The 12206-nt window shown below is 61.0% G+C and carries 13 protein-coding genes and 1 pseudogene; 3 read left to right on the top strand and 11 right to left on the bottom strand.

Translation table 11 applies throughout. The features are described 5' to 3' along the window. Window positions 1-114: 114 nt before the first annotated feature. The 8 genes from F3H58_RS03150 to F3H58_RS03105 all read right to left on the bottom strand — a co-directional run bounded on the left by F3H58_RS03150 (window position 115) and on the right by F3H58_RS03105 (window position 7666). Entirely contained in the window at window positions 115-1107 is a 993-nt protein-coding gene (locus tag F3H58_RS03150; protein WP_149741167.1) for an ABC transporter substrate-binding protein, read from the bottom strand. 21 nt (window positions 1108-1128) lie between these two features. Next, a complete protein-coding gene (locus tag F3H58_RS03145) occupies window positions 1129-2001 on the bottom strand; it encodes an ABC transporter permease (RefSeq protein ID WP_149741166.1) in 873 nt (290 codons plus the stop codon). Beyond that, window positions 1998-2873 carry an ABC transporter permease gene (locus F3H58_RS03140; protein ID WP_149741165.1) on the bottom strand — a complete coding sequence of 292 codons (876 nt, stop codon included), beginning with the start codon at window positions 2871-2873 and terminating at the stop codon, window positions 1998-2000. The genes F3H58_RS03145 and F3H58_RS03140 overlap by 4 nt, the downstream gene beginning before the upstream one ends. Window positions 2874-3107: 234 nt before the next feature. After that, a complete protein-coding gene (locus F3H58_RS03130) occupies window positions 3108-3902 on the bottom strand; it encodes an ABC transporter ATP-binding protein (protein WP_080856698.1) in 795 nt (264 codons plus the stop codon). Then, on the bottom strand, window positions 3899-4342 hold the full coding sequence (locus F3H58_RS03125) for an NUDIX hydrolase (RefSeq protein WP_188128747.1): 444 nt from the start codon (window positions 4340-4342) through the stop codon (window positions 3899-3901). The genes F3H58_RS03130 and F3H58_RS03125 overlap by 4 nt, the downstream gene beginning before the upstream one ends. Continuing rightward, window positions 4339-5796: a dihydropyrimidinase gene (gene hydA / locus F3H58_RS03120; protein ID WP_149741164.1), complete on the bottom strand. Its 1458-nt coding sequence runs from the start codon at window positions 5794-5796 to the stop codon at window positions 4339-4341. The genes F3H58_RS03125 and hydA overlap by 4 nt, the downstream gene beginning before the upstream one ends. Continuing rightward, window positions 5793-6422 carry an endonuclease domain-containing protein gene (locus F3H58_RS03115; RefSeq protein ID WP_286169002.1) on the bottom strand — a complete coding sequence of 210 codons (630 nt, stop codon included), beginning with the start codon at window positions 6420-6422 and terminating at the stop codon, window positions 5793-5795. Before F3H58_RS03115 ends, hydA begins: the two co-directional genes overlap by 4 nt. Next, window positions 6419-7666, bottom strand: coding sequence for a Zn-dependent hydrolase (locus tag F3H58_RS03105; protein WP_149741162.1), 1248 nt, complete (start codon window positions 7664-7666; stop codon window positions 6419-6421). Before F3H58_RS03105 ends, F3H58_RS03115 begins: the two co-directional genes overlap by 4 nt. Before the next feature lie 260 nt (window positions 7667-7926). On the opposite strand from F3H58_RS03105, the gene rutR reads away from it, so the two are divergent. The 3 genes and pseudogenes from rutR to F3H58_RS03090 all read left to right on the top strand — a co-directional run bounded on the left by rutR (window position 7927) and on the right by F3H58_RS03090 (window position 9517). Next, window positions 7927-8568: an HTH-type transcriptional regulator RutR gene (gene rutR, locus F3H58_RS03100; RefSeq protein WP_003520582.1), complete on the top strand. Its 642-nt coding sequence runs from the start codon at window positions 7927-7929 to the stop codon at window positions 8566-8568. Between the two features lie 354 nt (window positions 8569-8922). Further along, window positions 8923-9246: pseudogene (locus F3H58_RS03095) on the top strand (DUF2325 domain-containing protein); the annotation flags it as partial. After that, window positions 9227-9517 (top strand): hypothetical protein, encoded by a 291-nt coding sequence (locus F3H58_RS03090; protein WP_149741341.1) that lies wholly within the window; start codon window positions 9227-9229, stop codon window positions 9515-9517. The pseudogene F3H58_RS03095 and the gene F3H58_RS03090, both read left to right, overlap by 20 nt. Before the next feature lie 104 nt (window positions 9518-9621). On the opposite strand, the gene F3H58_RS03085 is transcribed toward F3H58_RS03090, so the two are convergent. The 3 genes from F3H58_RS03085 to uppO form a co-directional block, all read right to left on the bottom strand. Continuing rightward, the gene (locus F3H58_RS03085; RefSeq protein ID WP_188128746.1) at window positions 9622-10017 is read right to left on the bottom strand and encodes a DUF423 domain-containing protein; all 396 of its coding nucleotides are present in this window, start codon (window positions 10015-10017) and stop codon (window positions 9622-9624) included. Next, window positions 10014-10415, bottom strand: coding sequence for a group II truncated hemoglobin (locus tag F3H58_RS03080; RefSeq protein ID WP_149741160.1), 402 nt, complete (start codon window positions 10413-10415; stop codon window positions 10014-10016). Before F3H58_RS03080 ends, F3H58_RS03085 begins: the two co-directional genes overlap by 4 nt. A gap of 133 nt (window positions 10416-10548) precedes the next feature. After that, window positions 10549-11964 carry a polysaccharide biosynthesis phosphomannomutase UppO gene (gene uppO, locus F3H58_RS03075; protein WP_149741159.1) on the bottom strand — a complete coding sequence of 472 codons (1416 nt, stop codon included), beginning with the start codon at window positions 11962-11964 and terminating at the stop codon, window positions 10549-10551. Window positions 11965-12206 lie beyond the last annotated feature (242 nt).

Here is a 12206-nt window from a genome sequence, read left to right as displayed (position 1 = left end):
AGATCCTTGGGACAAGCCCAAGGATGACGTCGAGAGAGTTGTCGCCCTGGTACCAATCATAAATCAGAACGCGCGGACCTCCCGCGCGCTCCATTATCTAGGCGTCACTTCGAACTATTTCAGCGCCGCATCGGTGATTTCGGTGGTGAAGGCGCCTGTCGGTTCCTTGGTGATGACCGGATCGGAGCCGCCGCCCAGCAGCGTCTTGACCGTGCGGTCATAGTCCGCCTTGTCGAGCGCGCCTTTCGAGCCGGCGGTGAGTTTTGCCACTTCGCCCATCATGCGCTTCTGGTGTTTTTCGGTCTGGGCGCCGGAGGCGTCGTTTTCGAGAACGATATCGGCGGCGTCGTCAGGGTTTTCTTCGGCCCATTTCCAGCCCTTCATGGAAGCGCGGACGAATTTGACCATGTCGTCCTTGAACTTGGCGTCCTTCAGCTTGTCTTCCAGAACGTAAAGCCCGTCTTCCAGCGTCGCGACGCCTTCCGCCTCGTATTTGAAGGTGACGAGTTCCTCCGGCTTGATGCCGGCATCGATGACCTGCCAATATTCATTATAGGTCATGGTGGAAATGCAGGCGGCCTGTTTCTGCAGCAGCGGATCGACATTGAAGCCCTGTTTGAGAACAGTCACGCCATCGGCGCCGCCGGTTGTCGGGATTTTCAGGTGCGCCATCCAGGACAGGAATGGATATTCATTGCCGAAGAACCAGACGCCCAGCGTCTTGCCCTTGAAATCTTCCGGCTTGGTGATGCCGGTTTCTTTCAGGCAGGTCAGCATCATGCCTGACGATTTGAACGGCTGGGCGATATTGACCAGCGGCACGCCCTTTTCGCGGGTGGCGAGTGCGGATGGCATCCAGTCGACGATGACGTCAGCGCCGCCGCCGGCCAGAACCTGCGCCGGTGCAATATCCGGGCCGCCGGGCTTGATGTCGACATCGAGGCCTTCGGCTTCGTAAAAACCCTTGTCCTTGGCGACGTAATATCCGGCGAACTGCGCCTGGGTGACCCATTTGAGTTGAAGGGTGATCTTGTCGGCGGCCTGCGCTCCGAATGCGGTCAGGAGTGACGCGCCGGCAAGAAGCATGGATGCAAGTTTCATTTTCATCGCTGTTCCCTTTTTCGTTATTTACGTTCGTCCCCCACGGACGGACGGATGCCAGAAGGTGACGGCCCGCTCTGCGAGCGCCACCAGACCATAAAAGCCGGAGCCGGCGAGCGCGGCGACCGCGATTTCGGCCCAGACCATATCGACATTGCTGCGGCCCATTTCCGCCGAGATGCGGAAACCCATGCCAACGATGGGCGTGCCGAAAAATTCCGCGACGATGGCGCCGATCAGCGCCAGCGTGGAATTGATCTTCAGCGCGTTGAAGATGAAGGGCCAGGCGGCGGGCAGGCGCAGTTTCAGCAATGTGTGCCACCAGCCAGCGGCATAGGTGCGCATCAGGTCGCGTTCCATGTGGCTGGAAGCGGCAAGCCCCTGAACCGTGTTCACCAGCATGGGGAAGAAGGTCATGATGACGACGACGGCGACTTTCGACTGCCAGTCGAAGCCGAACCACATGACCATGATGGGTGCTACGCCGACGACCGGCAGAGCCGAGACGAAATTGCCGATGGGCAGCAGCCCGCGCTGGAGGAAGGGCGACCGGTCGATGAGGATGGCGACGGCAAAGCCGAGGCCGCAGCCGAGCACATAACCCGTCAGTACCGATTTGATGAAGGTCTGGCGGAAATCCGCCCAGAGGATCGGCAGGGAGCCGGCAAGGCGCGCGAGGATGGCGCTGGGGGCCGGCAGCAGGATGGGCGGCACGGAAAAACCGCGCACCACGCCTTCCCAGAGTGCGAGGATGGCAAGCCCGAAGAGGAGCGGCACGGCGATGCGGCCGATGCGTTTTGCCGCTGGCGTGGAGACGCGGCGGCGCACCAGCCATTCGTTGAAGGCCCAGGCGGCAAGCCAGAGCAGGATCGCGCCGAAAAACCAGCCGGGATGGGTCATGGCCGGGCTCCCATTCTCTTGAGGACGGCGGCATGGGCGATGCCGATGATGGATACGAGCAAGGCGGCCACACCGGCGGCCATGAACAGCGCCGCCCATATCTGCACCGTCTGGCCGTAATAGGAACCGGAAAGCAGGCGCGCGCCAAGCCCGGCAACGGCGCCTGTCGGCAATTCACCGACGATGGCGCCGACCAGCGCAATGGCGGCGGCGATCTTCAGCGAGGTGAAGAGATACGGCAGCGCCGAAGGCCAGCGCAGCTTCCAGAATATCTGGCCGGGCGAGGCATTATAGGTGTGCATCAGGTCGAGTTGGATCGTCTCCGGGCTTCGGAGGCCCTTCACCATGCCGACGACGATGGGGAAGAAGGAAAGATAGGTGGAGATCAGCGCCTTCGGCAGCAGCCCGGAAATGCCGATGGAATTCAACACGACGATGATCATCGGCGCGACGGCGAGGATGGGGATGGTCTGGCTGGCGATGATCCACGGCATGACGGAGCGGTCCATGGCGCGGTTATGCACGATGGCGACGGCAATCAGGATGCCAAGTACCGCGCCGATGGCGAAACCGAGCAGGGTGGCCGAGAGCGTAACGCCGGCGTGGTAAATGAGGCTGCGCTTGGAGGTGACGGCCTTGTTGACCGTGGTGTCCCACAGTTCCGCGGCAATCTGGTGCGGGGCGGGGAGAACCGGACGCTCCTGGGCGAAGGTTTGCGGCAGGAGTTCGAAGAAGCCCGGCGTCTGGCCGGCGCGGGTGGCCTGGTCGCGGGCGAAAGGCATGTTGAGGTAGATGACGGCGAGGTGCCAGAGGATGAGGATGGCGAGAAGGACGGTTAGGATGGGGAGGATGCGGTGGCGGAGGAGGGTCATGGGTTTTCGCTCCCTCGCTTTTGCCGCGGGTGAGGTTTAGCGGTGCCTTGTGGGTGTGGCTTACCCCCCTCTGTCCTGCCGGACATCTCCCCCTCAAGGGGGGAGATCGACTCGTGGTTGGGTCTCGCCCATCTCAACGCTTGCGAATGGAGCGGTGGTAGGGCCTCCTGCCGATCTCCCCCCTTGAGGGGGAGATGCCCGGCAGGGCAGAGGGGGGTGAAGCTTGCGATGACCTCACCCCTCATAGCTATGCCCCGCCTTCAACCCCTCACGCACCCGATGCGCAATCGCCAGAAACTCCGGCGTCTCACGAATCTCAAGCGGTCTTTCCCGCGGCAATGTGGATTCAATCACATCCGTCACCCGACCCGGCCGCGGCGACATCACGACGATCTTGGTCGAAAGATAGACCGCTTCGGGAATGGAATGGGTGACGAAGCAGATGGTCTTGCCGGTCGTATCCCAGAGTTTCAGAAGCTGTTCGTTGAGGTGATCGCGCACGATCTCATCCAGTGCGCCGAAGGGCTCGTCCATCAACAGCAGGTCGGCATCGAAGGCGAGAGCGCGGGCGATGGAGGCGCGCTGCTGCATGCCGCCGGAAAGTTGCCAGGGATATTTCTTGCCGAAACCGTTGAGATTGACGAGATCGAGCGTGCGCTCGATGCGCTCGCGCTGCTCGGCCTTGGTATAGCCCATGATTTCGAGCGGCAGCGCGATGTTCTTTTCGATGCTGCGCCAGGGATAAAGGGCGGCGGCCTGAAAAACGTAACCGTAAGAGCGGTCCCGGCGGGCGTTTTCCGGCGTCGTGCCGTTGACGGTGATGTCGCCGGATGTGTGTTTTTCCAGATCGGCGATCACCCGCAGAAAGGTGGTCTTGCCGCAGCCGGAAGGGCCGATGAAGGAGACGAAATCGCCTTTGCCGACCTCCAGGTCGACATTGGAGAGTGCGTGCACCGGGCCATCGCCCGTTTCGAAAGTGAGGCCGAGGTTTCGGGCGGAAACGACGGAATAGGGGGAGGCCTGGTTCATCTGGGCTTGGTTTCGCTTTCCGTCAGGGCCGCGCGCGCCAGCGGCAGCATTTGGGTTTCCGTAAGCCTTGCGATCGTTATGCCGGTGTGGCGGTCGAGATCGAGCCAGCGCACTTCCTCTATTTCCGCCTGCGGGGCGACCTCTGTCTGAAGTCTGGCGATGAATGTGTGGGCGACGACGTCCGCCCCCGTCTCATTGGCGGCCTCCTCGCGAAAGACGCCTTCATAACGGGCGGCATTTTCGGGCAGCGTCAGGCCGATTTCCTCGGCAAGTTCGCGGTGAAGCGCCTGTTCCGGCGTTTCGCCCGGATCGATCTTGCCGCCCGGCTGCATGAATTGCGTGGTGCCGCGCTTGCGCACGACCAGCATCTGCCGCCGCTCATTGAGGAGAACGGCTGCGGCGATGACGATTTCGCGTTTCGGCCCGGCGCTCACGGTCATACACCCGATGCCGGAATGCCGCTGCGCTCCACCTTGCGCGGCGCGACGAGTTCCTTCCAGGTGGAAAGCGCCCGGCTGACGGCTGGATAAGCATCGCGGGCGATGAACTGGCCGTGACCCGGCTGCGTTTCGATGGTGGCCTCCTCGATGCTAACGAGACCGCGCGACAGGGTGTAGCGCGGCAGGCCCTTCACCTTCTGGCCTTCGAACACGTTGTAATCGATGGCCGATTGCTGGCTCGCCGCGCTGATGGTCTTTTCCAGCGCCGGATCCCAGACGACAATATCGGCATCGCTGCCGACGAGGATCGCGCCCTTTCTGGGGTAGATGTTCAGAATCTTGGCGATGTTGGTGGAGGTAACGGCGACGAATTCGTTCATCGTCAGGCGGCCGGTCGCCACGCCATGGGTCCAGAGCAGCGGCATGCGATCTTCCAGCCCGCCGGTGCCGTTCGGAATCCTGCGGAAATCGCCAAGGCCGAAGCGTTTCTGCTCGGTGGTGAAGGCGCAATGGTCGGTCGCCACGCATTGCAGCGAGCCGGAGGCGAGGCCCGCCCAGAGGCTGTCCTGATGCTGCCGGTTGCGGAAGGGCGGCGACATCACCCGGCGGGCGGCGTGATCCCAGTCGGCATTGGCATATTCGCTTTCATCGAGGATCAGGTGCTGGATCAGCGGCTCGCCATAGACCCGCATGCCGTTTTGGCGGGCGCGGCGGATCGCTTCATGCGCCTGTTCGCAGGAGGTGTGGACGACATAAAGCGGCGCACCCGCCATATCGGCGATGATGATGGCGCGGTTGGTGGCCTCGCCTTCCACAGAGGGCGGGCGTGAATAGGCATGCGCCTCCGGCCCGACATTGCCTTCCGCCATCAGTTTTTCCTGCATCTGCGCGACGATATCGCCGTTTTCCGCATGCACGAAGGGAATGGCGCCCAGTTCGGCGCAGCGCGAGAAGGAGGCGAACATCTCGTCGTCATTCACCATCAAGGCGCCCTTATAGGCCATGAAGTGCTTGAAGGAGTTGATGCCCTTTTCCCGAACCACCGACTTCATTTCGTTGAAGACCTGCTCGCCCCACCAGGTGACGGCCATGTGGAAGGAATAATCGCAATTGGCGCGCGTCGCCTTGTTGTCCCATCGCTGCAGGGCATCAAGAAGCGACTGCCCGGGCTCCGGCAGGCAGAAATCCACCACCATGGTGGTGCCGCCGGCAAGCGCCGCGCGCGTGCCGCTCTCGAAATCATCGGCGGAATAGGTGCCCATGAAGGGCATTTCCAGATGCACATGCGGATCGATGCCGCCGGGCATGACGTAACATCCGGTGGCATCGAGTACCGTGCCGCCGGTCAGATCGGGGCCGATCTCGGTGATCCTGCCGCCTTCGATCTTCACATCGGCTTTATAGGTGAGGTCGGCGGTGACGATGGTGCCGTTCTTGATGATGGTGGCGGTCATTGGTGCATGTTCCCGGTAACGAGGACTGGCGAATAACGGTCGGGATGATCGGGCAGGAAAGTCTCGGCGTTCAGGACGGCCAGGATGGTATTGAGCACAGAGGAGCGCTCTTCGAAAACCTCATGGTTCCAGAACCGCAGCACCGCATAGCCCTGTTTATTCAGCCATAGCGTCCGCTGCCGATCATGTGTGGAAGAGGCGTGCTGCGATCCGTCCAGCTCGACGATCAGCATTTTCTCGCGGCAGACGAAATCCGCGATGTAAGGGCCAAGAGGAACTTGCCGGCTGAATTTGAAGCCGTTGAGTCCTCGACTCTTGAGTTCGTACCAGAGGCGATATTCCGCATCGGTTTCGTTGCGGCGGAGTTTCCGCGCTTGCGTGGTTTTGCCGGAATGGCGTTTCGATACTTTTTTGCCCGTGTGATCGGCCATGACGCTTGCCCCCTCATCCGACCCTTCGGGCCACCTTCTCCCCGGCGGGGAGAAGAAATGGGAGGCACCGTCGCAGGTTTTTATGACGTCGGTGGTGGTGGTGGCGAAAACATTGCCGCGCGTTTCTTCTCCCCGCCGGGGAGAAGGTGGCCCGAAGGGCCGGATGAGGGGGCCTGCCATCGTGGGTACGATCATTCAACGATCTCCGCAGTCTCCAGCACCGCATGCAGCAGCACATCGCAGCCGGCGGCTGCCCATTCCGGCGAAATTTCCTCGGCTTCGTTGTGGGAAAGCCCGTCCACGCAAGGGCAGAAGATCATGGTGGAAGGGGCGACCCTTGCCGTCCAGCAGGCATCGTGGCCGGCGCCGGAGATGATATCCATGTGGCTGTAGCCGAGTTTTTCGGCGGCGGAGCGCACGCGCCCGACCAGAACGGGGTCGAAGGTGACGGGATCGAAATGGCCGATCGCCTCGATCGAGCAGCCGACGCCGAGTTCTTCGGCGATCTGCGGCACCTCGCGTTCGAAGATGGCGCGCATGCTGTCGAGTTTCGCCTGTGAGGGGGTTCTAAGGTCGATGGTGAAGACCACCTTGCCGGGCAGCACATTGCGGGAATTGGGCGTGAAGATCATCTGGCCGACGCCGGCGACGGCGCCGGGCTGGTGGGCCATGGCCACCTCCTGCACCTTTTCGAGAATGCGGGCGGCGGCAAGACCGGCATTGATGCGCATGGCCATAGGCGTGGAGCCGGTGTGGGCTTCCTTGCCGGTCAGCGTCACTTCCAGCCACCACAGGCCCTGGCAATGGGTGACGACGCCGATCTGTTTGTTTTCCGCCTCCAGGATCGGCCCCTGTTCGATGTGATATTCGAAATAGGCGTGCATTTTGCGCGCGCCGACCTCTTCCTCGCCCAGCCAGCCGATGCGCTTCAGCTCTTCGCCATAGGTTTTGCCGTCGGTATCGGTGCGGCCATAGGCATAATCGAGATCGTGAATGCCAGCGAAGACGCCGGAGGCCAGCATGGCCGGGGCAAAGCGTGCGCCTTCCTCGTTTGACCAGTTGGTGACGGTGATCGGGTGTCTGGTTTTGATGTTCAAGTCATTCAGGCTGCGCACCACCTCCAGCCCGGCCAGCACGCCGAGCACGCCATCGAATTTGCCGCCGGTCGGCTGGGTGTCGAGGTGGCTGCCGATATAAACGGGAAGCGCATCCGGGTCCTCGCCGGGGCGGGTTGCGAACATGGTGCCCATGCGGTCGACGCCCATCGTCAGGCCCGCCGCTTCGCACCAGCGCTGGAAGAGGCGGCGGCCTTCCGCATCCTCATCCGTCAGCGTACGGCGATTATTGCCGCCGGCAATGCCGGGGCCAATCTTCGCCATATCCATCAGACTGTCCCACAGACGGTCGCCATTGACCGTCAAGTTCTTACCCGCCGCCATGAAGTGTCGTCCTCACCTGTTTTGTTTTTATCGAAGCAAAGCTTGTGCCGTTCCCTTTTTTGCCGGTTAAGATAACAGCCATTGCCTTGTGATGGCGATGGGGGATAAATTGACCGGCTGGTAAACATTGCAAATTCGCGGTGCCGTCAGCAAGGGATTTTCGTGACGAATCGCAGTAATTTTGCCTAAACTGTACGCGTAGATTATTTTTTAAGCATACTGTAACGGCAATTGCATGGAAAAGAAACAGAGAGCTGAGAATGGCCATACCGCGCGCAGCGAAAACACAGAAGCGGACCCGCATTCAGGAAGAAAAGCAGGAAGCGATTCTTGAAGCCGCGCTCAGTGTTTTTTCCACAAACGGGTTTCGCGGCTCCACCATCGATCAGATTGCCGAGGCGGCCGGCATGTCGAAACCGAACGTGCTTTATTATTTCCGCACCAAGGAGGCGATGCATCGCGCGCTGATAGAGCGGGTGCTGGACACATGGCTTGACCCGCTGCGCGCTTTCGATGCCGAGGGCAATCCTGAAAGCGAGATTCGCTCCTATATTCGTCGCAAGCTGGAAATGTCGCGCGATTTCCCGCGTGAAAGCCGCCTGTTCGCCAATGAAATCCTCCAGGGCGCGCCGCATATCGAGGATGAGCTGAAGGGGCCGCTGAAACAACTGGTGGATGAAAAGGCCGAGGTCATCCGCGCCTGGGTGAAGGCCGGACGGATGGCCAAATGCGATCCTTATCACCTCATTTTTTCCATCTGGTCTACCACGCAGCATTATGCGGATTTCGATGTGCAGGTGCGGGCGGTGCTGGGCGAGAAGAATGGCGGCGAGGGCCGTTTTGAGGATGCGGCCCGGCATCTGGAGCAGCTTTTCATGGGCGGATTGCGGATAAACGGCTGAACCGGGCTGTTCTCGCGCCTAGAGTGTTTTCGCGTTCTTCGAATCGCGAAAACACTCTAACTCTTTGTTTTGGCGCATTTCCGGACGGAAAACCGGGTCCACTTTTCCTGGTAATGCTCTAAGTGATCGATTCTTTATGTAAAAACATGAGGAAAATTATCACCTTTATACTTTACTCCAAAACTCATCTTTATTATGGTGCCGGCATCCCGAACGTCCGGGGCATTGAAAAATCAACCGGCAGGTGAGGGAATGGCACGCAAGGAAAAGAAGAAGGCCGAACGTGGCGGCAAGCATGGCAAGGGCGTTCCCCAGACCGAGCGGGATGTAGTCGAACAGCAGCTTTCCGGTCCCAAAAGCTTTCTTTATGTCGGCGGCCGTGACTGTCAGGTTGCGCATCTTCGCCAGATCGCCAGCAACTTCGGCGCGGAGCTCATTCATCACGATGGCGGCCTGCGTGAAGCCGTCTCCCGCATCGATACCGTACTTCCCTCCGTCGACTGCGTTTTCTGCCCGATCGACTGTATCAGCCACGATGCGTGTCTGCGGGTGAAGTCCGGTTGCAAGAAATTCGGCAAGACGTTCATTCCGCTGCGCAACGGCAGCAAATCCAGTCTGGAGCGGGCGCTGCAGACCATGAATGAACGGACCTCCAGCGATGAGCGACGAGCGCAATAATTTTAAGGGTGAAGAGCCGGCGGCGGAAGCCTGCCGTGTGGAACTGCACAAGATGGCCGAACAGGCTGCCGATCCGGCCCTGACGGATATCTATGAAATCATCGGTGAACGCGAAAGGCGCAACCGCCTTGCCAGAAGCGGCGGCAATGTCGTGACCTTTCCCTATCTGCGCACCCGCCAGCCCGGTGAAACGCCGTCCTTCGAGATCGGCACGGCGGCCGAAGAGGGCCGCAATATCCTCTCGTTTCGCTGGACGCGGCGCAAAGGCTAAAGCCGAAGCATTTCCAGTCAAAGTGCGAAGCGGTTTTACGTCCGGAAATGCGTAAAACAAAGAGGCAGGGCACGTCCGACGGTTCGGTTTAAACCGAACGCGCTCTAGCCCTTCGGCTTCAGAAACGCTCCCGCGCACAGCACCAGCCATCCGCCGATCATGCCGAGGCCGCCCGTGGGTGCGGCGTAGGGAAACAGGCTGTGGCCGGAAAAATGCCTGGTAACGAGATCGCCGACAAAGATCGCGGTGCCGAGGCCGAGGATCAGGCCTGCCGGAATGGCGGTTCTGATGCGATCCCCGCCGATATGAAGCGCCACCAGCACCGGTGCATGCGCCAGCGCCATGGCCGAGGCATTGCCGAGCATATAGGTTTCGCCGGTATGCGTGGCGGCGGCGGCAAGCATGACGCCCGCAGCACCCAGGAGGCCGCCCAGCAATAGAATGAAGGCCCGCAATCTTTCGCGCGGCAGGCTTGCGATGGTCGCGCTCTGCGTGGTCATTGGCTGTCCGCCTCCTGGTTCTGCATGTGAAAGGCCAGCCGCTCGACCGGCGTCCAGATGATCTCGCGCAGCTTCGGGTTTTCGATGGTCTCGTCCATGGCGCGGCGGAAGCAGAGCAGCCATTCATCCCGCTCGGCCTGGCCGATAGGGGCGGCGAAATGACGCCGCCGCAACATCGGATGGCCGTGTTTTTCGACATAAACGGGCGGTCCGCCAAGATATCCCGTCAGATAATCGTAAAACTTCGCCTCGCTGCCGGAAAGATCGGCGGGATGGATGGCGCGGCAGCGCGCCGCTTCCGGCAGGGTATCCATCAATTCGTAAAAGCGCCGGGTCAGCGCCCTGACGGTCGCATCGCCACCTATCGCTTCATAAAGGGTAATGGTCTCGCCGCTCATCGTCCGCCTCTTGTGGCCCTCCGGTCCTTATCGCTCCATGGAGCCGGAAGAGCAACAGGGCACGGGCGGGGTGCGACATTTGGGACAGGTCAAGGAGGACAGATGCCGGGCAAGCCCGGCATCGCGCAAAGCGTCACCCAAAATTGCGAATGAGATCGAGCCCCTTGTTCAGAAGCGTTTCGGCCTCGTCCTGATTGGCGGCTTCGACGTAGCAGCGCATTTCGGGAGCATTGCCGGATGGGCGGAAATGGATGGTGCTGCCATCGGTGAGCGCGACGCGCAGGCCGTCGATGTCGCTCAGCGCCTTCACGGTGCCGACCGGTGCGAGGAAGGCTTCGAGATTGCTGCGCGAGGCGCGCAGATGCGTCATCAGGGCGGCGCTCTTTTCCTGCGCGAAATTTTCCAGGCGATCGGCGGCGGCGACCGGCAGGTTATAGGCAGCGGCGATCTGCGACAGCGGCTTTTTCTGTTCTGCCGAGAGAAGCAGCACGGCGAGAACCGGCAGGAAGCTGTCACGCGTCGGCAGCGGCGAAAGCGCCCTGCCGTTCAAGGTGAAGGCGGAGGCCGTCAGCAGGCCGCCATTGGCCTCGAAGCCCATGACGCCGTTCTTGCCGGCGGCGAGCGCCTCAGCCATGCCCGCGATCACGAAGGGGGAGCCGACTTTGGTGCGGACGACGTCGAACGAACCGCTCGCCTCGATGCCGGAATTGGAGGTGACGGGGGTGACGACCACACCGGCGCCGAGGAAATTGGCGGTGATCAGGCCGATGAGGTCGCCGCGCAGCGGCACGCCGTTTTCATCGGTCAGCAGGGGACGGTCGCCGTCGCCATCGGCGGAAACGATGGCGTCGAGACCGTGCTCCGGCGACCATTTCTTGAGAAGGGCCAGCGTTTCCGGCGAGACCGCTTCGGTATCGACAGGGATGAAGGTCTCGGAGCGGCCGAGCGGAACGACATCCGCACCATAATGAGCAAGCACGTCGACAAAGAGATCGCGCGCCACCGTGCTGTGCTGGTAAACGCCGATCTTGAGGCCGGAGAGCGCCTTTTCCGGCAGCAGCGCAATGTTGCGCTCGTAGAAAAGTTCGGTTGCCGCGGCGGAATGGTCCTCGGCGGTCGCCGCTTCATCGCTGATGCCTTCGGCTTCGATTTCGGCGGCAAGAGCGGCAATCGCCGTCTCGTCCTGCTTGTCGATTTCACCGTCCGGGCGGTAGAACTTGATGCCGTTGCGGTCGGCCGGGATATGCGAGCCGGTGATCATCAGCGCGCCGGCCTTGAGCGACAGGCCGTAAAGCGCCAGCGCCGGTGTTGGCACGGTGCCGCAATCGAACGGGGTCAGCCCGGCTTTTTTGAGCGCGGCGATGCAGGTGGCGGAAACATCCGGGCTCGAATCGCGGAAATCGCGGCCGACGAGAATGGGATCGCCCGCCTTTGCCTGGCCCGATGTGAGAAGGTGCCTCGCAAATGCCGTGGCATAGACGGCGGAAGCTTTTCCTTTCAGATCGACGGAGAGGCCGCGAAGGCCGCTCGTTCCAAATTTCAGGCTCATTCCAAACTCCGTTTCGATAAAATCTTTGAGGGTCAAATGGATAATGCAAAAATATAACGGTTGAAAGAACCGTATCGATCCATTCAAGTCAATCATCCCTTTCAACGTGGCCGCGAATAGGCGATGATGGCGGGACTGATGCGGGTAACCTAAAATTCACCCGTCATATTTAAACTTGTCCGTCGATAGCGGCTCTGGCGACGATGGGAACCCTCTGTTGCCGGCCTTTTTGTGGTTCGTTC

The organism is Rhizobium sp. NFACC06-2 (assembly GCF_900101425.1).
GTDB classification, from domain to species: domain Bacteria; phylum Pseudomonadota; class Alphaproteobacteria; order Rhizobiales; family Rhizobiaceae; genus Agrobacterium; species Agrobacterium leguminum.
Note: the sequence above shows the minus strand (reverse complement) of the source record. Positions and strands in the feature narration are given on the sequence as shown.

Bases quoted from the DNA above. Each gene is read 5' to 3' on its own strand.
- F3H58_RS03105 (WP_149741162.1), bottom strand. From the start codon at position 7,666: ATGGCGGCGGGTAAGAACTTGACGGTCAATGGCGACCGTCTGTGGGAC.
- F3H58_RS03130 (WP_080856698.1), bottom strand. From the start codon at position 3,902: ATGAACCAGGCCTCCCCCTATTCCGTCGTTTCCGCCCGAAACCTCGGC.
- rutR (WP_003520582.1), top strand. From the start codon at position 7,927: ATGGCCATACCGCGCGCAGCGAAAACACAGAAGCGGACCCGCATTCAG.
- F3H58_RS03125 (WP_188128747.1), bottom strand. From the start codon at position 4,342: ATGACCGTGAGCGCCGGGCCGAAACGCGAAATCGTCATCGCCGCAGCC.
- hydA (WP_149741164.1), bottom strand. From the start codon at position 5,796: ATGACCGCCACCATCATCAAGAACGGCACCATCGTCACCGCCGACCTC.
- F3H58_RS03145 (WP_149741166.1), bottom strand. From the start codon at position 2,001: ATGACCCATCCCGGCTGGTTTTTCGGCGCGATCCTGCTCTGGCTTGCC.
- F3H58_RS03115 (WP_286169002.1), bottom strand. From the start codon at position 6,422: ATGATCGTACCCACGATGGCAGGCCCCCTCATCCGGCCCTTCGGGCCA.
- F3H58_RS03140 (WP_149741165.1), bottom strand. From the start codon at position 2,873: ATGACCCTCCTCCGCCACCGCATCCTCCCCATCCTAACCGTCCTTCTC.
- F3H58_RS03085 (WP_188128746.1), bottom strand. From the start codon at position 10,017: ATGACCACGCAGAGCGCGACCATCGCAAGCCTGCCGCGCGAAAGATTG.
- F3H58_RS03150 (WP_149741167.1), bottom strand. From the start codon at position 1,107: ATGAAAATGAAACTTGCATCCATGCTTCTTGCCGGCGCGTCACTCCTG.
- uppO (WP_149741159.1), bottom strand. From the start codon at position 11,964: ATGAGCCTGAAATTTGGAACGAGCGGCCTTCGCGGCCTCTCCGTCGAT.
- F3H58_RS03080 (WP_149741160.1), bottom strand. From the start codon at position 10,415: ATGAGCGGCGAGACCATTACCCTTTATGAAGCGATAGGTGGCGATGCG.
- F3H58_RS03090 (WP_149741341.1), top strand. From the start codon at position 9,227: ATGAGCGACGAGCGCAATAATTTTAAGGGTGAAGAGCCGGCGGCGGAA.